The sequence below is a fragment of the Rhodococcus sp. IEGM 1372 genome (genome assembly GCF_030056835.1).
GTDB lineage: Bacteria > Actinomycetota > Actinomycetes > Mycobacteriales > Mycobacteriaceae > Rhodococcoides.
Genome location: NZ_JASHKS010000011.1, coordinates 1 through 19,522 on the forward strand (window position 1 = coordinate 1; position 19,522 = coordinate 19,522).

Below are 19,522 nucleotides of genomic sequence, written 5' to 3' on the forward strand. Positions count from 1 at the left end.
TCGCAAACATCCCTAATGATCAGGCCCGTTGCGACCACCGCTCGAATCCGCCCGACCCCTGCTACGAGTTTCCGCTCACCTGCGCGCAGCGCTCACACCGCACTCATCGACTCCCAGGTCGGCCAGTCGATGGCCCAGTCGTACAGGTCGCCGTCGGCTGCCGAGAGGTCGATGCGCGTTCCGGTGACCTCCACGGGATCGCCGTACATCGCCGTCTGGAAGTACTGCTGAGCGTCGGCGTCGGAGAGGTTGATACACCCGTTGGTGACGTTCGACGCGCCCTGCACACCGGTGGTCAGCGGATTGGCGTGGATGAATTCACCGTTGTTGGAGATGCGCACCGCCCAGCGTTCGCGGACGTTCTCGTAGAACGGAGGGTTGGACATCAGGAAGTCCTCGTGCTTCTCGGTGACGACGTGGATGCCGCTGCGGGTGACGTTGCGGTCCTCGTTGCCCTCGCCGTAGCTGACGGGAATGTCCATGATCGTCGCGCCGTCACGCACCACCTGCATGCGGTGGCTGGTCGCGTCGGCGATGACGACCTGACTGCGTCCGATGCTGAAGTTCAGGGTGACGTCGTCGGCACCGTAAGCGCCGCCGCCGTAGTTCACGCCGTAGAGCTTGGCGACCACCGAGACCGTCGTGCCGGGAGCCCAGTAGTCGGTGGGACGCCAGTGCACGCGCGAGCCGTTGTCGTCCGGGAACCAGGCCCACGCGCCGGGCGTCGGCGGGTTGGTGGTCACCGTCAACGCTTTCTCGACGGCCGCCTTGTCCTCGATCGCCGAGTCGAACTGCAGAATGATCGGCGCAGCGATGCCGACTTCCTGGCCGTCGCCGATGTTGGTACTCACCGACGTACGACTGTCGGGTTCGACGGTGGTGAAGGCCCCGGTGATGTCGACGGTCTTGTTGTCGCTGCCGAGGGCGGTGCCGGACCACGTGTACTGCACGCCGTAGCCGAGGGGCTCGGTGACGGCGTACGAGGTCTTGTCGGGCGAGAGCGCGCCCTGGACGACCTTGCCGTCGGGGTTGGTCAACGCCACCTGGGTGAGCGTTCCGTCGGCGACCGAGACCGAGATGGGCGCGACGGGACTGACGTCGACGGCACCTGCGACCGGGTTCTCGGTGACCTGGGCGACGGGAGCTGCCTCGGTGGTCGGGGCCGCGGCACCCGAGTTGCCATCGCCCGATCCGACGGTGCAGCCTGCCACGAGTGCCACCAACGCGACGAGCACGGCGATCAACCACACCGTGCGCGTCCGTTTTGTCTGTTCTACCTGCTCATGCACGTTGTCCAACGTACCTGCGTCTGCGAACTACCCCGATTTTTGGGGGCAGTCTCACAGGTGCAGGAGTGGAGCCTGCGGAATGACTCAGAGTTTGCGCGTGCGCAGTTCGTGGCCTTTCGAGGTGAGGCAGCGGCCGGTCTCGAGGTTCCAATCCCATCCGTGCAGGTTGCAGGTGAGCTTCTTTCCCTCGACGATGCCGAACTTCGTCAGGTCCGCCTTCAGGTGCGGGCAGCGGCGTTGGATCTCGTAGCCGCCCATCGTGATCGTGGCGGTGTCGTCGTGCGCCTCGGAGAACCAACCGTCTGCGTAGGCGATGCGCTCGTCGGTGAGGCACTTGAAGAACGTGTAGAGAAACTCGTTGTAGCCGCCCACGCGTCGGGCCCGGAAGCGGGTGGACAGGAAGATCGAGTTGACCCAGTCCGGCTCCTGGTCGCGTATGGCGGTGCGTACCAGCTCCGGCGGGATGGTGAAGCTGTAGCGGAACTTCTCGTCCGAGATCGGTTCGCGCACAATTCTTTTCGGAAAGTCGAGCACGACGGTTTCGTCGCCCATCGTGATTCCGACGGGGTAGCCGATGCCGTCGCAGATCAGATCGGTCTGGGCCATGATCGGCTCGAACAGGCCTCGCATCGGCTCGAGCAGTGGCTCGCCCTCGGCCGGAGCCCAGGCTGCCTTCTCGGCAGCGATGACCGACGCCTGACGCTGGGCGTAGGCCTCGATGTAGTCGGCCTTGCCGGTGGTGAAGATGGCCTCGGCCTCAGCGGTGGGGATCGGGTGCTCGTGGGAGATCAACTCGGAACCGTCGAACGTCGCGGCGGTGCCCGGCATCATCAGCAGGCCCTTGTCGTGCCCGTGCAGTCGCATCTGCTCGAGGAACACCATCTGGTCCGGGAACACGTTGGCAGGGTCGCCGTAGACGTCGTTGAGCGAGCGCAGCTCGTCGTCGAGGAAACACGGCGGGCCCGCGGACGGAATCACCCACGTCGAGCCGACCTGCTCGATGTACTGGCGCGCCCGATCCATCTGGCGCTGACGCTTCTGGATGCCGAAGTTCTTCTTCGCGCGCGAGACCATGTCGTAGACCATCGGGTACCAGATCGCGCCCGAGTACTGCAGCATGTGCACGTCCACGGGACCGAAGTTCTCGGTCATCACGTCCAGGTCCACCGGCCTCGCGTCGTTCATGTTGAACGCGACGGTCTTGCCGTCCGAGACGACCAGACCCGAGTCGCCGATGGGACCGTCGGCGGGCGCACGCAGCGCGATGATCATGATGTCGAGATCGCCCTTGGGCCCGGAGATCGTGTGCTTGACCGAGTCCGTCGTCTCGTAGAACTTGTGGAACCCTAGCTTCTCTAGCTCGTGCTTGAGATCGAGCACCGGGTAATCCGGCAGCAGAACCGTGGCGTCCTTGTTGACGTGCTCGGCCAGGTTCTTCGGGTCGAAGTGGTCCTTGTGCAGGTGCGAGACGTAGAGGTAATCGCAATCACCCAGGGCGTCCCAGTCCAGGCCCGAGTTGTCGGGAAACGGGAACCACGACGCGTAGAACGACGGGTTCACCCACGGATCGCACAGGATGCTTCCGGCGTCGGTCCGAATATGGAATCCCGCATGTCCCACGCTGGTGACCTGCACTGATTTACCTCCTACGAGCTTTCACTTGCAAAGCTCCATCGTATGCGCCGTTTCGACCTGCCCTAACCGAGCGCGCAGTTGACGAGGTCACACTCGGGCGTGAGCGTGACGCCGAACTTCTCCTGCACGCCGTCTCGCACGTGCGCAGCCAGCGCCATGATGTCCGACGCGGTGGCCCCACCCCTGTTGGTGACGGCCAGCACGTGCTTGGACGACAACGCCGCAGTGCCGCGCCCGAATTCGGTGCCGTAACCGCGCGGAAAGCCCGCATTCTGGATCAGCCATGCGGCCGGAATCTTGGTTCCCGCGGGGTCGGGGAAGCTGGGCGCGTGCGCAGCGGCCTCGGGCACCTCGGGCAGTACCGGGTTGAGGAAGAACGATCCGACGCTCCACGTGTCGTGATCGCTCGCGTCGAGCACCATCCCCCGCTCGCCGCGCAGAGCCAGCACGGCCGCGCGCACGTCCGGCACCGGTACGACGTCGCCGATCTGCACATCGAGTCGCTCCGACAACGCCGCGTAGCGCACCGGAAGCGACTCGGTCGTCTTCTTCAGCGCGAACGTCACATCCAAGATCACGTACCGCGAGGACCGCTTGAACACCGACGACCGATGCGTTCCGAATCCGCACTGCTCCGGCGTCCACACCGAAGTCTCCTCGCTCTCACGGTCGTAGACGGTGAGAGCGTGCAACAACTCCGACGTCGACGCGCCGTACGCGCCCACGTTCTGGATGGGCGTCGCGCCGGTGGTTCCGGGAATGCCCGACAGCGCCTCCATGCCGGACAGTCCCGCATCGATCGTCGCCTGCACGACGGCATCCCACTCGACGCCGGCGTCGACCGTGACGATCTCGCCGTCGATCTCCAGCCGCGAACCGGTCACCCGAATCACCCGGCCGTCGAACCCCTCGTCGCCGACGACCAGATTGGATCCACCGCCGACGACCAGCACGTCCGTCCCCGCGCGATCCGCGTCGCGCACGAGGGAGACCAACTCGTCGCCCGTCGTCGCGACGCAGAATTCACGGGCCGGGCCGCCCACCCGAATGGTGGTGAGCTCCGAAATTGCAGTAGGCACGGACTCTCACGCTACCGGTCGCACACAAGCGTCGGACCCACCCGGTAACCTGCGGGGATGCCTCGCCCCATTGAGCACAGCTCGACTGTGCCCGCCTCCGCCGACAAGGTCCACGCCGCACTGACGTCCGAGCAGTACTGGAAGGACCGCATCGAGCAGATCGGCGGCCCCAGCGCAAGCGTGAAGAGCATCACCGTCGGCGACGGCACCATCGACGTCGTCATGACCCAGGCCGTCCCCGAAGAGGAGTTGCCGGCCGCGGTGACTGCGTTCAAGAAGGGCGACCTCATCATCGAACGCACCGAGAGCTGGGGACCGTTCGACGGTACCCACGCCGCCGGCACCTTCGGAGCGACCGTCGAAGGCGCACCGGCCCGCATCACCGGCACCACCACGCTCGACGCCACCGGCGACACGACGACCATCGCGCTGGCCGGCACCACCGAGGTCAAGGTCCCGATCTTCGGCGGCAAGATCGAAGCGATGATCAGCGAGCAGGTGCTCTCGCTCATCGACAACGAGCAGGACTTCACCGGTAACTGGATCGCCGCGCAGGGCAACGGCTAGCCTGGCGCACTATGGCTCGCCGAATGAACTACTCCGCCCGGTTCACCCACTCGACGCAGCAGGTCTATGCAGCGCTCTCCAGTCGCGATCACTGGGATGCGCGGATCGAGGAGATGCGTAAGTACTCGGAGAACGAGCTGAAGAGCTTCGAGGTGTCCGACGCCGGAATCGACATCGTGATGCACCACGTCATCCCGCGCACCGAATTGCCCGACATCGCGCAGACGGTGATGAAGAAAGACATGGTCATCACCCGCAACGTGCACTTCGACGCCTACGAGGAAGTCACCGCGGGCCACTACGACGCGTCGATTCCGGCCGGACCCGGCTCACTGAAGGGCACCACCTCGCTCTTCCCCACCAACGGCGGTTCGACGCTGCGCACCTCCTCCGAGGCCAAGGTCTTCCTGCCGTTCATCGGCGGCAAGCTCGAGCAACTCATGCTCGTCAACCTCATCGACCTGTGGCGCGGCGAAGGCGAAGTAACCGCCGACTGGCTCGAAAAGAACGCCTAGCCCTGAGCCCAGTTCACAAAGGTCGTTCCGCAGGCTCCACTCCCCATCTGGGTCGTTCCGCAGGCTCCACTCCTGCCCCTCAGGGCGTCATCACCCGCGGCACCACCGGCATCAATCGGCTGCGTCGTAGTGACCGGTGGCTGATGCACAGTCCCGATGTTCGACGCGTACTGCAGGGCTCGCCCGATCCCCTCGTCGTCGACCTCGGGTACGGGGCGATGCCGAACACGACCCTCGAGCTGGCCGGGCGGCTGCGCACCGTCCGGCCCGATCTTCGAGTCACCGGTCTGGAGATCGACCCCGCACGCGTCGTTCCGGGGAGTGACGGCGTCGAGTTCGCCCGCGGCGGTTTCGAGCTGGCGGGATTGCGCCCCAACCTGGTCCGGGCGTTCAACGTACTGCGGCAGTATCCCGAGGACGCGGTACCTGCTGCCTGGCAACGCATTCTGTCGGGCCTGGCACCGGGCGGCCTGCTGATGGACGGCACCTGCGACGAGCTCGGTCGACGCTGCGCCTGGGTGTTGATCGACGCCGATGGGCCACGTTCACTGACGCTGGCGTGGGATCCGTTCGACGTCGAGATGCCGTCGGACATCGCGGAGCGGCTACCGAAGGTGTTGATTCATCGCAACATCGAGGGTGAGCTCGTGCACGATCTGCTTCGACGGGCCGACAGAGCGTGGTCGGTGTCGGCACCGCTGGCACCGTTCGGGCCTCGAATTCGATGGCGCGCGGCCATGAAAGTGCTTGCCGACCAAGGTCTTCCGATCACACTCCCCCGCCGACGAATGCGAGACAACGTGCTCACGGTCCCGTGGTCCTCGGTCGCACCTACACCGTGAATCGGGTGCAACTGACCGCGGTGAGCGCGGTCAGCTGCACCCGATTTCGCGGCTACGTACAGGCGGACAGTGCCAGTTCGACGCGTTCGGCCACTCGATCGGTGCTGTTTCCGGCCTCGGTGTACAGCGTGTGCGGGTCGACGCGACCGATCGCGACGGCGTCGCACACCACCTCGTCGAGGGTGCTCTGCGAGATGCCACCTGCGGCGAGGTCGAGCACCGTGCGCACCGGGGTGGTGAGGTTGAACGTGCCAGCCGATTCGACGTCCCGTGGCTCGAGCCTCAGACGATGAACCGCCAGCCTGGTGTCGGTCAGTCGTAGGTCGCCGAAGGCGCAGACGTGCACGAATTGCGGGTGAAGGTGCCCGAATCCGTGTAGCTCGGCCGCACTCTGGTGCGAGATCACGGCCTCGCCGCCGAACCAGGCGCACCACATGGCGAACACTTCGAGTTCGCTGTGGGGCCACTGGCCGAGTCGGAACAGGTTGCGCTCGACGCGAGTCCACGTGTTCGTGGCCAGATTGACGCGCACCATCGCAGAATCGAAGCCGAGCTCAGCGGCCTGCTCGGCAGTGAAATAGCCGTCCTGACGAGTGGCCAACGAGTGCAGCTCGTGCACGCTCGGTCCTGTCGTACTCATAACGCAAGAGTACGTCACAATGTGTTACAGGTCACAAACTTTGGTACCGGCTACACAGGTTCGGCGAGTTTCACAGAGCTTGCTCAGAATCATCGGGAAGACTGCCAGGAATGTCATCCACAGCCAGGCGCAGCACAGCACCGCTGATCGCAGTCTCCGTCGTTGTCGTCCTCCTCGTCGCCGTCATCGGTGGCGAGTTGTTCGTGCGTCAGCAGATCAAATCCTGCCTCGCCGGTCAGCTCGAATCCGAGCTCGGCAGCCAGGTCGAGGTCGGTCTCGGCTTGAAGCCGGTCCTGCTCTCACTGGTGGACAAGAAGGTCTCCTCGGTGACCGTCGACAGCAACGACGCACGCTTCGGACCCGCCGAGGGCATGGTCGTTCAGGCCGAGGCACGTGACCTGAATCTGACGCAGACCGCCGACTCCGGCGGCACCATCGGCAGCTCGAGTGCGGACATCTCGTGGTCCACCGACGGCATCACCCGCACCCTGCAGAGCCAGGGCATCGGCGCGATCGTCTCCGGCGTCACCTCGGACGCCTCGGCGGGCACCCTCGACTTCGCCGTCGGCGCTCTGGCGAATCTGACCGTCAAGCCGGAGGTCGTGGACGGCAGAGTCGACGTCCAGACCGTCGACGCGTCGATCCTGGGTCTCGGCATTCCCACCGATCTGGTCGACTCGGTCGTCGGCGTGCTGACCGACAGCCTGCAGGCCTACCCGCTGGACATGGCTCCGACGTCGCTGACCGTCACCGACAGCGGCATCGAGCTCACCCTCGAGGGCGGGCAGTACACGATTCCGGTCACCCAGCAGGATCAGAACCAGCCGACTCCCGAGGGTTGCTCGCTCGTCGCATAACCCACGTGCGCGGAACCTCGTAGCCTGCTACGAGTTTCCGTGCACGTGCGACGCAGTCGCTCTAGCCCAATCCGTCGAGTACCGCACGTGTTCCCGACAGTCCCAATCGTGTTGCGCCCGCGTCGATCATGGCCAGGGCGGCGTCCGTGGTGCGGATGCCGCCGCTGGCCTTGACGCCCAGTCGCCCGCCGACGGTCTCTGCCATCAATCGCACGGCCTCGACGCTCGCGCCGCCGGCCGGGTGGAATCCGGTGGACGTCTTGACGAAGTCGGCACCGGCTTTCTCGGCGGCGCGGCACACCTCGACGATCGCCTCGTCGGACAGTGCTGCCGATTCGATGATCACCTTCAGGACAGCGCTTCCGGCGATCCCTTCACGGACGGTGACGATGTCGGCCAGCACCGCGTTGTAGTCCCCCGCGATGGCCGCGCCGACGTCGATCACCATGTCGACCTCGTCGGCACCTTGCTGCACCGCGAGCCTGGCCTCGGATCCCTTGATCAACGAGTGATGCTTGCCCGACGGGAATCCCGCGACGACGGCGGTGAGCATTCCCTCGGCGTGAATCGGCAGCATCGAGGGCGATACGCACACCGCGAGCACTCCGAGTTCGCGGCCTTCCTCGATGAGGGCGGCCACGTCGGCCTGGGTGGCTTCGGGCTTGAGCAGCGTGTGGTCGACCATTCCGGCGAGGGCGGCGCGGGTGAGTGTCATGCGGTCCAGCTTTTCACAGCTCTGCCATTCGTAACCCTGTCGGTCTACGATTTTCGGTCATGACCGCAGCGTCGCTCGCCGCCACCTTCAACGCCACCAGCAGGGAGTTCGACGGCCTGACGCCGCAGGTGTGGGGCCCGGCCGGGCAGTCGCTCGCCTTCGCGCTCGAATTGGCCACCGGGGACGCGGTTCTCGACGTCTGTTCCGGCACCGGGGCGTCGGCGATTCCCGCGGCGGCGGCCGTGGGCCCCGACGGTCTCGTGCATGCCATCGATCTGGCCGACGACCTGTTGGAGGTGGGCCGCGTGAAAGCCACCGATCGCGCGCTGCGCAACATCGACTTCGTCCTCGCCGACGCCACCGAGTGGGAGCCGCCGTCGACGGTTCCCGATGCCGGCTACGACGCGTTGGCCTGTTCGTACGGCATCTTCTTTCTGCCCGATCCCGAGGGGGATTTCGCTCGTCTGGTGGCTCTGGTTCGTCCGGGCGGTCGCGTCGGGGTGACGGTGTGGCGCAAGGGTGCGATCGAGGCGTTCGCGGGCACGTACTTCGAGGTGATCGGCGCGCATTCGCGGCCGAGCGAGCACGACGGGCCACTCGCGCAGGACGGTTACGACAAGCACCCGATCCGGCGGATGGAGACGGCGGAGCTTCTGTCCGCATGGCTCACCGCGGCAGGCACCACCGATGTCGAGGTCGTGGAGCTGTCCAACCACGTTCCCGCGACGGAGTCGTTCGTGTGGGATCTCGTGCTGGGCAGCGCGATGCGGGGCGCACTGACACCGTTCGACGATGCGACCCGGACGCGGATCCGTGCCGAGTTCTCCGCGCTGCTGACCGAGCGTGGAATCGACTCGATCGATCTCGGGACACTGGTGGCAACCGGGGTGCGGACGCCCTGAGACAATCGGCGCTATGAGTTCTTCCGTATCCGAGGATCGCCGTTACGTTCTGTCGCTCGGTTGCCCCGACAAGACGGGCATCGTCGCCCGCATCTCGACCTTCCTCGCCGAGGTCGGTGGATGGATCGTCGAGGCCGCCTATCACGCCGATCCCGACACCGGGTGGTTCTTCACCCGGCAGGCCGTACGCGCGTCGTCAGTGGACATGAGCATCGAGGAGCTGCGCACACGTTTCGCCGCGGTGGCCGCCGAACTCGGCCCGGAAACCGAATGGACACTTCATGATTCGGGCGAGCCCAAGCGCGTGGTCCTGCTCGTCAGCAAGGAAGCACACTGCTTGCACGACCTCCTCGGCCGCGCCGCGGGCGGCGAACTGCCCGCTCAGATCTCCGCGGTGATCGGCAACCACAAGTCACTAGAGCCGATCGCCGCCGCACACGGCACACCGTTCCATCACGTCGAGTTCCCGAAGGATCCGGCCGAGCGCGGTCCTGCCTTCGAAGAGGTGCGGTCGCTGGTCGATTCCTACGACCCGCACGCGGTGGTGCTGGCACGGTTCATGCAGGTTCTCCCCGAGTCGCTGTGCGCGCACTGGGCAGGCCGGGCCATCAACATCCATCACAGCTTCCTGCCGTCGTTCGTCGGCGCTCGTCCGTACCACCAGGCATTCGCGCGGGGCGTGAAACTGATCGGTGCGACGTGCCACTACGTGACGGCCGAGCTCGACGCGGGTCCGATCATCGAGCAGGACGTCATCCGCGTCGATCATTCCGACGAGGTGGTCGACATGGTGCGTCAGGGTCGCGACATCGAGAAGCTTGTGCTTTCCCGCGGTCTGCGGTGGCACCTGGAGGATCGTGTCCTGGTGCACGGCCGCAAGACCGTGGTGTTCAGCTGAAAGCTAGAGATTCCGGAGCCGAACCACTTCGGTGTTGAATTCGTCGATTGCCTCGACGGAGCTCATGTGTCCGATGCCGGGGATGACGATCAGTCTGCTCAGGTGATCGTGATCGTCCAGGGCGCGGGCGAGTTTGCGGGCGTGCACCGGTGGGGTCAAGCGGTCGGCTGATCCGACGAGCACGCTGGTGGGGACGGACATGTTCGCCAGGGCCTCGCGGATGTCGAGGTCGGTGAGCGCTGCACCCCAGATACCGCGGGTGCGCGGGGCGCATTCGAGGACGATCTTCTCGCAGAACGCCACCTCGGCGGGTGTCGCTCCGGGTGCCATCGAGATGTACTTGATGGCTTGGCGCACCACCGGTGACGGCCGCAGCGGAAGTGCCGAGCCGAGTACCGCGCGCCCCACCGGGGTAGGGACCCGTGGAAAGCGTTGCGGCAGCGGGATGACGGTGGTTTCGCGAATCAGGGAGTCGGTCGCGGTGCTGGCGAGGAGCACAGCGCTGACGAGTCGGTCGACCTGTTCGGGATAGTTGCCGGCCCAGGCCATGATGGACATGCCGCCCATGCTGTGTCCCACCATGACGGCCTTGTTGTCCTCGGCCACCGTGGCGGAAAGGATCGCGGAGAGGTCGTCGGCCAGCACGTCGGGGCTCAGCGGTCGCGTCCCGACGTCGCTTCGACCGTGACCGCGCTGGTCGTAGGTGACGACGCGGTAGCGGCCGGCAAGGGCATTGATCTGCGGGTACCAGTAATCGGCCGAGCAGGTCCACCCGTGGCTGAAGACGATCGGTTCGGCATCGGCGTCCCCGTAGCTACGGACGTGCAGGTGCGCACCGTCGTCGGTGACCACCTCGGTGATGTGTGGTTCGAACGTGGGGCGCGCGAGCAACTCGTCGGGCTGCACGTCGGTCGTCTTGGTGAACGAGTGCAGGCGACGCCGCCGGACGACGAATGCACCGACAGAGGCCGCCGCGGCCGCGCTGCCCACTCCGAGCAGCGCGCGTTCGATTACCTTGCGTGAAACCACTGACATTCCCCTCTACCTGTGTCCCCCCGAGCGGGTGCGGTAGAGGGTACGCCCACACCGAAGTGGGCGTCGATGCGACTTACCTACCAGCGGGGTCCGCGCTGGATGCTGTCGACCTTGGGACGGACGTCGACGAGGTACACGCACACGGCGACGACGCCGATGATGCCCAGGAAGCCGATCACACCCGAGACGAGAATGAGCAGTAGACCGATGAACAGAATGGCCAGCCATTTGGTCTTCGTCAGCTTGTCCACTGCTGGAAACGCGTCGGGGCGCTGGCGCAGTGCGTGGAAGATCGCGAATCCTGCGCCCACCACTCCGAGGATCTGGAGAAAGGTCAGGATGTAGTAGCTGAAGCTGCCGGCGATGCTCACGTGCGCCAGTGTACGAGAAACGACCCCTGCGCCGCGCGGCGCAGGGGTCGTTTTCTTTACGAATGCTTTAGCGAGTGGTCTTCTTCGCCGGAGCCTTCTTGGCCGGAGCCGGGGCGGTCTTCTTGGCCGCCGGTGCCGGAGCCGTCTTCTTGGCCGGAGCCGGGGTCTTCTTGATCGGCGAGTTCGCGCTGCTGCGGGTCTTGGCCTCGACCTTGCCTGCCACGCCGCTCACCTTGTCGGAAGCTTCGACGGCCTTGTCCTTGGCCTCGTCGCCTGCTTCGTCGATGTTCTCGGCGAGCTCGTCGGCGGCCTCGGAGATCTCGTCGGCGCCTTCACGAACCTTGTCCGACGCAATGCCGGCCAGAGCAGCGGCGCGCTCGCCGACTGCGCGGGTCTGCGAGGCGACGGTTCCGAGGGCCTGCTCGGTGAGATCGACGACGTCGTTGGCTGCGGTGTTGGCGCGCTCGAGGCCCTCTTCGACGGCCGGGGTGCGGCGGATGCGCTCGACGGTCTCTTCGCCGCGCTCGGCGAGCGAGGTGTAGAGGTCGGAGGCGACCTTGAGGTACGCCTCGGCAACCTTGCGGAGCTCTTCGGGGGTGAAGCGCTCGCGCAGTTCGGCGATCTCGTCGGGAAGCTCTGCGGGCAGGTTCGCGAGCCGCTCGCGCAGGCTCTCGACGCCTTCGGTGACGTCCTCGGAGAGGTCGGCGATGCGGGCGTTGACCTCGCTGGTGCGGCTCTCGGCGCGCGAACGCACCTGAGCGACGACGTCCGCTACTGCCTGGACGACTGCGTCGCCCGCGCCGACGGCGGCGAAGATGGGGGTCTTGACGTTCTCGAAGTTCTTGGAATCAGACATCGGGTGTCTCCTGTTCGTCGGGTTCGGGCTCCTGCGTCGACTCGTTCTCACGACAGAACGAGTCGTAGATCTCGATCAGCACTTGCTTCTGCCGTTCGGTGATGTGCTCATCGCCGAGCAGAGCTTCGCGCACCGGACCGTGGGGACGCGCTTCCAAGATCCCGGCCCGGACGTACAGCACCTCCGAGGAGACGCGCAGACCCTTGGCTATCTGCGCTAGCACTTCTGCGGACGGGTTGCGCAGTCCGCGTTCGATCTGGCTCAGGTAGGGGTTGCTCACTCCGGCTCGGCTGGCGAGTTGCCGCATCGATACCTGCGCGGCTTCCCGTTGCGACCGGATGTAGCTTCCGATGTCCTGAGCTGCAGTCGTCACGACTGCGGCGACAAGATCCCCCGCCTCGGCGACGACCTGCGTCGCCTCGGTCGCCTTGGCGACCAGATCCCCCTCGTCATCGGCCATCTCGGCCTCCTGTTTTCGGTGTCCTACTGGACGGTACCGAAGGGTGCTAACTATTGCAAGCACTCTGCTAGCACTAGTGCCCGAAGATCAGATCCGAGATCGTGTAGATGGCCAGTCCGGCGATGGATCCGACGACGGTTCCGTTTATCCGGATGAACTGCAGATCGCGTCCGACCTGCAGTTCGATCTTCTTGCTCGCTTCCTCAGCGTCCCACCGAGCGACGGTGTCACCGATGATCGTGGTGATCTCGTCGGCGTAGTTCGCGGCGATGTAGCTCGCCCCACCGAGCAGCCAACCGTCCACTTTTCCGCGCAGTTCCTCGTCGTCGCGGAGCCGCACGCCGAGGTTGACGGTGTTCTCCTTGATCTTGGTGCGCAGCGTGCTCGTCGGATCGTCGACCGACTCGGTGATCAGCCGCTTGGCCACCTTCCAGGTCGCCGCCGCGAGCCCGGTGATCTCCTCGCGGCCCATGATCTGCGCCTTGAGCTTCTCCGCCTTCTCGATGGTCGTCGGGTCGTGCTGCAGATCGTTGGCGTAGTCGACCAAGAATTTGTTGGCGGCCAGACGCACGTCGTGCTCGGGGTTGGACCTGATCTTCCAGGTGAACTCGACGAGTTCCTTGTAGACCTTCTCCCCCAGCAGCGTGTCGACGAACTTCGGCGACCAGTTCGGGGAATCTCGCGCCACGACGCGATCGATCATCTCCTGGCTGCCGAGAGCCCATTGGTGGGCGCGCTCGGCGAGCATGTCGATCAACGGCAGCTGACGGTTCTCGCGGAGCAACTCGTCGAGGATCCGGCCGATGGGCGGGCCCCACTGAGGATCGGCGAGACGCCGCACGATGGTGCTGTCGATGACCGCGGTGATGTCCTCGTCGTTGAGCACGTCGACGACGCCGTGCAACACGGTCGCCGCCTCGGCCGCGACGCGTTCGGCGTTGTCGGGCTGAGCGAGCCAGGTACCCAACCGCAACGGAACCTGCGCCGACGCGACCTTCTCGGACACCACCTCGGGGGCGAGGAAGTTGCTGCCCACGAACGAGCTCAAGCTCGCGCCCAGCTGGTCCTTCTTCTTCTTGATCAGAGCCGTGTGCGGAATCGGGATCCCCAGCGGGTGTTTGAACAACGCAGTCACCGCGAACCAGTCCGCGAGCGCGCCGACCATTCCGGCCTCCGACGCCGCGCGCACGTATCCGACCCATGCACCGGCACCCGTCGACTCCTGCCACCGGCAGAAGAGGTAGACGATCGATGCGAAGACGAGAAAGCCCGTCGCCACTGTTTTCATCTTGCGGAGGTCGCGACGTTTGGTCTCGTCGTCGAAGTTCATGAGCTGCACAACCGACATTGTGCCCAGAATCTCGGCAGACCAACCGGACGCAGCCTGCAATGGTGTCGGACAAGGCGCATAGGGTGGGGTTGTGGCGAGAAATACGACGGAGGCAAAGCTGGACGAGTCCGAGCCGAGCGAGGACAAGCCGAAGGTCGAGAAGCCGGACGGCCGAAAACGTCGTTGGCGTGAGCACAAGATCGCCCGCCGCGAAGAGCTCGTCGACGGCACGTTGGCCGCGATCCGGTTGCGCGGCCGCGAGATCGGGATGGACGAGATCGCGTCGGAGATCGGTATCTCCAAGACGGTGCTCTACCGCTACTTCACCGACAAGAACGATCTGACGAGCGCCACCATGTCTCGGTACGTCGAGACCACGCTTGCCCCGCGCATCTACTCGGCGATCGCACACGAACTCGACGAGTACGAGCTCACCCGCATCGTCGTGACCGCCTACGTCGAGACAGTGGCCACCGATCCCGAGGTCTACCTCTACGTCATGGCGAACAACGCCGGCAACAACCGCGATGTCGTCGCCGAGTCCGAGCGGATGATCGCCGAGTTGCTGTCCACGGTGCTGGGCGAACGCCTACGGCAACGCGAAATGGATTCCGGTGGTTCGGTGCCGTGGGCCTTCGCCATCGTCGGCGCGGTCCAGTTGGCCACGCACTGGTGGATCTCCAACAAGTCGATGTCCGCGGACGATCTGATCGATTACCTCTGCATGATGATGTGGGGCGGAATCCACGGGGTCGCGATGGCCGACGGCTCCCCCGCAAAATTCAAGTCACAGCCACATCCGTTGGTCGACGAGGAGCCGAACACGCCTTAGCGCTCGTCGTACCCGTCGTCGTCCACGGGCACTTCTGCTCGTTGATCCAGCACGTCACGGGCGTCGGCCTCGATGGGCAGATCGTCGACGTTCGGCTCGTCCGGCTCGTCTGCGACCGGGAGATTCTGTTCGACGCGATCCTCGGTCGGGGTTTCGATGGGTGAGTCGCTCATGTCTCCATTCGTACCATCGCTCGTCAGTTTGAGATCAGGCCCGGTCGGACATCCGAGAAGGTATGACTACCGAAACATTGACCGGACGCCGCATCGCGATTCTCGCCACCGACGGCGTCGAGCAGGTCGAGCTGGTGCAGCCCCGCGAAGCAGTCGAAAAGGCCGGGGCCTCAGTCACATTGGTCTCGCTCGACCACGGCGACATCCAAGCCATGGAGGGTGACGTCAATGCCGCAGACACTTTCACCGTCGACAGCGTGGTCGCCGACGTCTCGGCCGACGACTTCGACGCATTGATCCTGCCCGGCGGAACCACCAATCCCGATCAACTCCGCGTCGATGCGGACGCCGTGGAGTTCGTCCGCTCGTTCGTACAAGCCCGCAAGCCCGTCGGCGTCATTTGCCACGGGGCCTGGACACTCGTCGAAGCCGACGTTCTGAAGGGCCGGACATTGACGTCCTACCCGAGCATCCGAACCGACATTCGCAACGCCGGTGGCACGGTCGTCGACGAGGAAGTGGTCGTCGACGGCAATCTGATCTCGAGCCGGAACCCGGACGACCTGCCCGCCTTCTGCGCGAAGATCGTGGAGCATTTCAGCGCTTGATAGGTTAGCGTGCCCTATGCGCATTTCTCGTTCCTTGGCTCTGCCTGCGGCAGTCCTCGCCCTCGCTCTCACCCTTTCCGCATGCAGCTCCGACGCCGGCGACGGCGACAGCGCCGATTCCTCCGAGGCCGGCGGTGTCGTCGTGACCGACATGTTCGGCGACGTCGAAGTCCCTGCGAACCCGCAGCGAGTGGTCGCACTCGGTTGGTCCGATGCCGAAACTGCGCTCGCCCTCGGTGTACAACCCGTCGGAGCCAGTGACTGGCTCGGCGTCGGCGGCAACGGCCTCGGTCCATGGGTCGACGAGTCCTACGACACCGACCCCACGATCGTCGGCACCTTCGACGTGAACATGGAATCGGTGGCGGCTCTGGAACCGGACCTGATTCTGTGGACGCGCAGCACCAACGACAAGGCTGTCTACGACGACCTGTCCGACATCGCACCGACCGTCGCGGCACCTCCGGGAACCGACGTCGCCTACGGCACCACCTGGGACGGACAGACCGAGATCGTCGCGCAGGCACTGGGCAAGGTCGACGAGGGCAAGCAGCTCGTCGACGAGACCGAGGCACTGTTCGAAAACACCATCGCGGCCAACCCCGAATTCGCCGACAAGACCGTCGCCGTCGGCACGCTCTACAGCGGACAGGTCGGTGCCTACGTCCGCGGCGACACCCGCGTCGACTTCCTCGAATCGCTCGGCCTGACCAACACACCGGCCGTCCAGGACCGCGCCGAGCCCGGAGCGTTCAGCATCGAACTGTCCGAGGAGAACATCTCCGCTCTCGACGCCGACCTCACCGTCATGTTTCCCATCGGCACCGGACCCGAGGTGATCACCGACAACCCGTCGATCCAGGGCCTGCCGTCGGCACGGGACGGACGCCTCGTGGTCCTCGGTGACACGAACCTGTCCAACGCCTTCTCGGCCGCCTCGGTCGCAGGCACCCGATACGCACTGGAAAACGCGGTGCCACTGTTCGCGGCACCGTTGAAGGGCTAGATCACAAGCCCGCCGGGGATCGTCACACCCTCCCTGGCGGGCTTGTTACACCCTGCCCGGGGGCTTTTCACACTCTCCCTGGTGGGAATCCACCCGCGGCGATCGGTCCCCAGGTGTCGATCACGATGCGTATCAACGACTTTCCCTGCTTCACCATCGCCGCGCGGTACTCGTCCCAGTCCGAGTGCTCGCCGGCGATGCTGCGGAAGTACTCAACCAGCGGCTCGACGGCGTCGGGAAGATCGATGATCTCGGCCGTACCGTCGACCTGGACGTAGTCGCCGTTCCAGTCGTCACTGTGCACCAGCACCGTGACGGCGGAATTACGGCGGATGTTGTGCACCTTCGCGCGCTCGGGATAGGTGGCGATGACGATGCGGCCTTCCGAGTCCACTCCGGCCGAGACCGGGGAGACCTGCAGACCGTCGTCGCGCTTGCGGGTGATCAGGGTGTGGTGGTGCCGCGGAGATACGAATTCGAGCAGTTGCTCACGCGACACGGTCTCTGCTTTTGCAATGGTAGGGGCCATGAATCCCATGGTAGAGAAGTAGTCTTCTCGCCTATGGCCGACAAGTCGAAACTGTGGACTCTTTCTCCCGTCGATGTGCTGCGGGCCAGTTCCTCTCCCCGTGTGGAGGACATCGACTTCACGGCAACTCCGGGTTTCGACGGCGCGAAAGCGCACGGCAACGACGTGCTCGAGCAGCGCGGTGCAGTGCTGGCAGCGCTGCAGGAAAAGCTCTATGCCCACGGGCGCGCAGGCGGAACCAAGTCGGTTCTGCTGGTGCTGCAGGGCATGGACACCGCAGGCAAGGGCGGCATGGTCAAACACGTCATCGGGATGGTCGATCCGCAGGGCGTCGACCTCGCCTCGTTCGGGGTGCCGACTCAGGAAGAGAAGCAACACCACTACCTGTGGCGCATCCGCAAGGCACTTCCGCGGGCCGGCCGGATCGGGGTGTTCGATCGGTCCCACTACGAGGACGTTCTCGTCGTCGCGGTTCACGATCTGGTGCCGCGGCAGGTGTGGGAGAAGCGATTCGACGAGATCAACGCCTTCGAGAAGGAATTGGTCGACGAGGACACCGTCGTGGTCAAGGTGGCCTTGTTCGTCTCGGCGGACGAGCAGAAGAAGCGACTGCAGGAGCGACTCGACCGACCCGAGAAGCACTGGAAGTACAACCCGGGCGACGTCACCGAGCGTGGATTCCTGGCGCAGTACCGGGCGGCGTATCAGCGGGTTCTCGATCGCACGGATTTCGACCATGCGCCCTGGTACGTCGTCCCCGCCGACCGCAAGTGGTACAGCCGCTTGGCCGTCACGGAGATCCTGATCGACACGTTGGAGAAGCTCGATCTCGATTGGCCGCCTGCGGATTTCGACGTCGAGCACGAGAAGAAGCGACTGGCCGAGAGCTGAACCCACTTCGAAAGCGTGAATGGTCCATCGACCCCCGTCTGGGCAGGTCAACGGACCATTCACTCGTCCAAGGTGACAGTTACAGCGTGGCTGCGTCGATCACGAAGCGGTAGCGCACGTCGGACTTGATGACGCGGTCGTAGGCCTCGTTGATCTTCTCGGCCGGGATGACCTCGATCTCGGCACCGATGTGGTGCTCGGCGCAGAAGTCCAGCATTTCCTGGGTCTCGGCGATGCCGCCGACCATGGAACCGGCGAACGAACGACGGTTGGCCAGCAGGTTGAAGGCGGGCACCTCGAGCGGCTTCTCGGGAACGCCGAGCTCGACGAGGGTGCCGTTGCGGGCGAGCAGTCCGAGGTACTTGCCCATCGGCAGGTTCGCCGAGACGGTGTTGAGGATCAGGTCGAACTTGCCCTGCAGATCCTTCAGCGCCGTGGTGTCCTTGGTTGCGTAGTACTCGTCGGCACCGTAGGCCTTGCCGTCGGCCTCTTTGGCGTCGGTCTGGCTCAGGACGGTGACGTGCGCACCCATGGCGTGGGCGATCTTGACGCCGATGTGTCCGAGGCCGCCCATACCGATGATGGCGACCTTCTTGTCGGGGCCGGCTCCCCAGTGCTTGAGCGGCGAGTACAGCGTGATGCCTGCACACAGCAGGGGTGCGGCGACGTCGAGCTCGACGCCTTCCGGGATGCCGAGGACGAACTTCTCCGTCACGACGATCTGGGTGGAGTAGCCGCCGTGGGTGAACTCGCCCTCGTAGGTCTCCGAGTTGTAGGTCTGTACGACGCCCTTGGTGCAGTACTGCTCGTCGCCGTCCTTGCACGCCTCGCACTCGCCACAGGAGTCGACGAAGCAGCCGACGCCGACGCGGTCGCCCACCTTGCGGGTGGTCACCTCGGAGCCGACCTCGGCCACGATGCCTGCGATCTCGTGCCCGGGAACGACGGGGTACGTGGTGCCGCCCCACTCGTTACGGGCGGTGTGGATGTCGGAGTGGCAGATGCCGGCGAACTTGACGTCGATGAGGATGTCGTTCGGTCCGACGGCGCGCCGCTCGATCGTCGCCTTCTCGAGCGGGGCGTCCGGAGCGGTGGCCTGGTAAGCGGTAGCTGAAGTCATATCTATATTGCTACCTACGCATCAGTGCGAGCGCAAGGCAGCTACCGCCTCGACCAGGCTATTCCTGCTCTAAACGAGTCGTTCGCAACAGTAACGTCAGCTGTTCTTGGCGATATTGATGCCGAGCCACCCAACGTACGCCACCAGACCGACCAGTCCGATCTTACGCGTCCCGGGGTATGCGATCGCCGCGCCGACGGCCAATTCGGTGGCTCCGTTGCGACTGATCCAGGTTCGAGTGTCCTTGGGGAACGGGAGCTTGGTGATTCCCTCGAACGCCTCCGGCACCACGAAGTGGGCGGCACCGGTCGCGGCCAACCCGATCCCGAATGCCTTGGGAACCACACCGTTCGACTTCGTGGACTTGCTCAC

General features: G+C 65.1%; 24 protein-coding genes. 10 read left to right on the plus strand and 14 right to left on the minus strand.

The window, feature by feature from the left end; translation table 11 throughout:
• Window positions 1-92 precede the first annotated feature (92 nt).
• The 3 genes from QM590_RS12045 to QM590_RS12055 all read right to left on the minus strand — a co-directional run bounded on the left by QM590_RS12045 (window position 93) and on the right by QM590_RS12055 (window position 4,003).
• On the minus strand, window positions 93-1,289 hold the full coding sequence (locus QM590_RS12045) for a L,D-transpeptidase (RefSeq protein WP_269595146.1): 1,197 nt from the start codon (window positions 1,287-1,289) through the stop codon (window positions 93-95).
• A gap of 84 nt (window positions 1,290-1,373) precedes the next feature.
• On the minus strand, window positions 1,374-2,924 hold the full coding sequence (locus tag QM590_RS12050; protein WP_269595145.1) for an MBL fold metallo-hydrolase: 1,551 nt from the start codon (window positions 2,922-2,924) through the stop codon (window positions 1,374-1,376).
• Window positions 2,925-2,986: 62 nt separating this feature from the next.
• Window positions 2,987-4,003 carry a UDP-N-acetylmuramate dehydrogenase gene (locus QM590_RS12055; RefSeq protein WP_269595144.1) on the minus strand — a complete coding sequence of 339 codons (1,017 nt, stop codon included), beginning with the start codon at window positions 4,001-4,003 and terminating at the stop codon, window positions 2,987-2,989.
• 57 nt (window positions 4,004-4,060) lie between these two features.
• On the opposite strand from QM590_RS12055, the gene QM590_RS12060 reads away from it, so the two are divergent.
• The 3 genes from QM590_RS12060 to QM590_RS12070 all read left to right on the plus strand — a co-directional run bounded on the left by QM590_RS12060 (window position 4,061) and on the right by QM590_RS12070 (window position 5,927).
• The gene (locus QM590_RS12060) at window positions 4,061-4,570 is read left to right on the plus strand and encodes a DUF2505 domain-containing protein (RefSeq protein ID WP_269595143.1); all 510 of its coding nucleotides are present in this window, start codon (window positions 4,061-4,063) and stop codon (window positions 4,568-4,570) included.
• An 11-nt stretch (window positions 4,571-4,581) separates the two neighbouring features.
• The gene (locus QM590_RS12065) at window positions 4,582-5,085 is read left to right on the plus strand and encodes a DUF2505 domain-containing protein (protein ID WP_032380350.1); all 504 of its coding nucleotides are present in this window, start codon (window positions 4,582-4,584) and stop codon (window positions 5,083-5,085) included.
• A 143-nt stretch (window positions 5,086-5,228) separates the two neighbouring features.
• Window positions 5,229-5,927 (plus strand): class I SAM-dependent methyltransferase, encoded by a 699-nt coding sequence (locus QM590_RS12070; RefSeq protein WP_269595142.1) that lies wholly within the window; start codon window positions 5,229-5,231, stop codon window positions 5,925-5,927.
• Window positions 5,928-5,979: 52 nt separating this feature from the next.
• On the opposite strand, the gene QM590_RS12075 is transcribed toward QM590_RS12070, so the two are convergent.
• Window positions 5,980-6,567: a type IV toxin-antitoxin system AbiEi family antitoxin domain-containing protein gene (locus tag QM590_RS12075; RefSeq protein ID WP_269595141.1), complete on the minus strand. Its 588-nt coding sequence runs from the start codon at window positions 6,565-6,567 to the stop codon at window positions 5,980-5,982.
• Window positions 6,568-6,677: 110 nt separating this feature from the next.
• Here QM590_RS12075 and QM590_RS12080 point away from each other — a divergent pair, with 110 nt between their 5' ends.
• Window positions 6,678-7,424: an LmeA family phospholipid-binding protein gene (locus QM590_RS12080; protein ID WP_269595140.1), complete on the plus strand. Its 747-nt coding sequence runs from the start codon at window positions 6,678-6,680 to the stop codon at window positions 7,422-7,424.
• A 61-nt stretch (window positions 7,425-7,485) separates the two neighbouring features.
• Here QM590_RS12080 and deoC read toward each other — a convergent pair whose 3' ends face one another.
• On the minus strand, window positions 7,486-8,139 hold the full coding sequence (gene deoC / locus QM590_RS12085) for a deoxyribose-phosphate aldolase (protein ID WP_411741329.1): 654 nt from the start codon (window positions 8,137-8,139) through the stop codon (window positions 7,486-7,488).
• Window positions 8,140-8,198: 59 nt separating this feature from the next.
• On the opposite strand from deoC, the gene QM590_RS12090 reads away from it, so the two are divergent.
• Together QM590_RS12090 and purU are read left to right on the plus strand one after the other, a co-directional pair.
• Window positions 8,199-9,041 (plus strand): class I SAM-dependent methyltransferase, encoded by an 843-nt coding sequence (locus QM590_RS12090; RefSeq protein WP_269595139.1) that lies wholly within the window; start codon window positions 8,199-8,201, stop codon window positions 9,039-9,041.
• 13 nt (window positions 9,042-9,054) lie between these two features.
• Entirely contained in the window at window positions 9,055-9,939 is an 885-nt protein-coding gene (gene purU / locus QM590_RS12095) for a formyltetrahydrofolate deformylase (RefSeq protein ID WP_269595138.1), read from the plus strand.
• Window positions 9,940-9,942: 3 nt separating this feature from the next.
• On the opposite strand, the gene QM590_RS12100 is transcribed toward purU, so the two are convergent.
• The 5 genes from QM590_RS12100 to QM590_RS12120 form a co-directional block, all read right to left on the minus strand.
• The gene (locus QM590_RS12100) at window positions 9,943-10,974 is read right to left on the minus strand and encodes an alpha/beta fold hydrolase (RefSeq protein WP_269595137.1); all 1,032 of its coding nucleotides are present in this window, start codon (window positions 10,972-10,974) and stop codon (window positions 9,943-9,945) included.
• 77 nt (window positions 10,975-11,051) lie between these two features.
• Entirely contained in the window at window positions 11,052-11,345 is a 294-nt protein-coding gene (locus QM590_RS12105) for a DUF2516 family protein (protein ID WP_068046153.1), read from the minus strand.
• A 67-nt stretch (window positions 11,346-11,412) separates the two neighbouring features.
• A complete protein-coding gene (locus QM590_RS12110) occupies window positions 11,413-12,201 on the minus strand; it encodes a heparin-binding hemagglutinin (protein WP_269595136.1) in 789 nt (262 codons plus the stop codon).
• Window positions 12,194-12,661, minus strand: coding sequence for a helix-turn-helix domain-containing protein (locus tag QM590_RS12115; RefSeq protein WP_052047273.1), 468 nt, complete (start codon window positions 12,659-12,661; stop codon window positions 12,194-12,196). Before QM590_RS12115 ends, QM590_RS12110 begins: the two co-directional genes overlap by 8 nt.
• Window positions 12,662-12,734: 73 nt before the next feature.
• Window positions 12,735-14,009 (minus strand): DUF445 domain-containing protein, encoded by a 1,275-nt coding sequence (locus QM590_RS12120; RefSeq protein ID WP_188078706.1) that lies wholly within the window; start codon window positions 14,007-14,009, stop codon window positions 12,735-12,737.
• A gap of 73 nt (window positions 14,010-14,082) precedes the next feature.
• Here QM590_RS12120 and QM590_RS12125 point away from each other — a divergent pair, with 73 nt between their 5' ends.
• Window positions 14,083-14,823 (plus strand): TetR/AcrR family transcriptional regulator, encoded by a 741-nt coding sequence (locus QM590_RS12125; protein ID WP_068046163.1) that lies wholly within the window; start codon window positions 14,083-14,085, stop codon window positions 14,821-14,823.
• Here the strand turns inward: QM590_RS12125 and QM590_RS12130 are convergent.
• Entirely contained in the window at window positions 14,820-14,996 is a 177-nt protein-coding gene (locus tag QM590_RS12130) for a hypothetical protein (RefSeq protein ID WP_188078705.1), read from the minus strand. The genes QM590_RS12125 and QM590_RS12130 overlap by 4 nt on opposite strands.
• Before the next feature lie 62 nt (window positions 14,997-15,058).
• On the opposite strand from QM590_RS12130, the gene QM590_RS12135 reads away from it, so the two are divergent.
• Together QM590_RS12135 and QM590_RS12140 are read left to right on the plus strand one after the other, a co-directional pair.
• Window positions 15,059-15,604, plus strand: a complete 546-nt coding sequence (locus QM590_RS12135; RefSeq protein WP_188078704.1) for a type 1 glutamine amidotransferase domain-containing protein — start codon at window positions 15,059-15,061, stop codon at window positions 15,602-15,604.
• Window positions 15,605-15,620: 16 nt separating this feature from the next.
• Window positions 15,621-16,610 (plus strand): iron-siderophore ABC transporter substrate-binding protein, encoded by a 990-nt coding sequence (locus QM590_RS12140; RefSeq protein ID WP_269595135.1) that lies wholly within the window; start codon window positions 15,621-15,623, stop codon window positions 16,608-16,610.
• Window positions 16,611-16,677: 67 nt separating this feature from the next.
• Here QM590_RS12140 and QM590_RS12145 read toward each other — a convergent pair whose 3' ends face one another.
• Entirely contained in the window at window positions 16,678-17,139 is a 462-nt protein-coding gene (locus tag QM590_RS12145; protein WP_068046196.1) for a PPOX class F420-dependent oxidoreductase, read from the minus strand.
• 33 nt (window positions 17,140-17,172) lie between these two features.
• Between QM590_RS12145 and QM590_RS12150 the strand changes: the two genes are divergently transcribed.
• Window positions 17,173-18,030 (plus strand): PPK2 family polyphosphate kinase, encoded by an 858-nt coding sequence (locus QM590_RS12150; protein ID WP_269595134.1) that lies wholly within the window; start codon window positions 17,173-17,175, stop codon window positions 18,028-18,030.
• Window positions 18,031-18,109: 79 nt separating this feature from the next.
• Here QM590_RS12150 and QM590_RS12155 read toward each other — a convergent pair whose 3' ends face one another.
• Together QM590_RS12155 and QM590_RS12160 are read right to left on the minus strand one after the other, a co-directional pair.
• Window positions 18,110-19,150, minus strand: a complete 1,041-nt coding sequence (locus QM590_RS12155) for an NAD(P)-dependent alcohol dehydrogenase (RefSeq protein ID WP_068046175.1) — start codon at window positions 19,148-19,150, stop codon at window positions 18,110-18,112.
• 96 nt (window positions 19,151-19,246) lie between these two features.
• Window positions 19,247-19,522 (minus strand): DoxX-related protein, encoded by a 276-nt coding sequence (locus tag QM590_RS12160; protein ID WP_068046176.1) that lies wholly within the window; start codon window positions 19,520-19,522, stop codon window positions 19,247-19,249.

Bases quoted from the DNA above. Each gene is read 5' to 3' on its own strand.
- deoC (WP_411741329.1), bottom strand. From the start codon at position 8,139: ATGACACTCACCCGCGCCGCCCTCGCCGGAATGGTCGACCACACGCTG.
- QM590_RS12130 (WP_188078705.1), bottom strand. From the start codon at position 14,996: ATGAGCGACTCACCCATCGAAACCCCGACCGAGGATCGCGTCGAACAG.
- QM590_RS12145 (WP_068046196.1), bottom strand. From the start codon at position 17,139: ATGGCCCCTACCATTGCAAAAGCAGAGACCGTGTCGCGTGAGCAACTG.
- QM590_RS12090 (WP_269595139.1), top strand. From the start codon at position 8,199: ATGACCGCAGCGTCGCTCGCCGCCACCTTCAACGCCACCAGCAGGGAG.
- QM590_RS12075 (WP_269595141.1), bottom strand. From the start codon at position 6,567: ATGAGTACGACAGGACCGAGCGTGCACGAGCTGCACTCGTTGGCCACT.
- QM590_RS12060 (WP_269595143.1), top strand. From the start codon at position 4,061: ATGCCTCGCCCCATTGAGCACAGCTCGACTGTGCCCGCCTCCGCCGAC.
- QM590_RS12155 (WP_068046175.1), bottom strand. From the start codon at position 19,150: ATGACTTCAGCTACCGCTTACCAGGCCACCGCTCCGGACGCCCCGCTC.
- QM590_RS12150 (WP_269595134.1), top strand. From the start codon at position 17,173: ATGGCCGACAAGTCGAAACTGTGGACTCTTTCTCCCGTCGATGTGCTG.
- QM590_RS12070 (WP_269595142.1), top strand. From the start codon at position 5,229: ATGCACAGTCCCGATGTTCGACGCGTACTGCAGGGCTCGCCCGATCCC.
- QM590_RS12135 (WP_188078704.1), top strand. From the start codon at position 15,059: ATGACTACCGAAACATTGACCGGACGCCGCATCGCGATTCTCGCCACC.
- QM590_RS12100 (WP_269595137.1), bottom strand. From the start codon at position 10,974: ATGTCAGTGGTTTCACGCAAGGTAATCGAACGCGCGCTGCTCGGAGTG.
- QM590_RS12140 (WP_269595135.1), top strand. From the start codon at position 15,621: ATGCGCATTTCTCGTTCCTTGGCTCTGCCTGCGGCAGTCCTCGCCCTC.
- purU (WP_269595138.1), top strand. From the start codon at position 9,055: ATGAGTTCTTCCGTATCCGAGGATCGCCGTTACGTTCTGTCGCTCGGT.
- QM590_RS12115 (WP_052047273.1), bottom strand. From the start codon at position 12,661: ATGGCCGATGACGAGGGGGATCTGGTCGCCAAGGCGACCGAGGCGACG.
- QM590_RS12120 (WP_188078706.1), bottom strand. From the start codon at position 14,009: ATGTCGGTTGTGCAGCTCATGAACTTCGACGACGAGACCAAACGTCGC.
- QM590_RS12080 (WP_269595140.1), top strand. From the start codon at position 6,678: ATGTCATCCACAGCCAGGCGCAGCACAGCACCGCTGATCGCAGTCTCC.
- QM590_RS12110 (WP_269595136.1), bottom strand. From the start codon at position 12,201: ATGTCTGATTCCAAGAACTTCGAGAACGTCAAGACCCCCATCTTCGCC.
- QM590_RS12065 (WP_032380350.1), top strand. From the start codon at position 4,582: ATGGCTCGCCGAATGAACTACTCCGCCCGGTTCACCCACTCGACGCAG.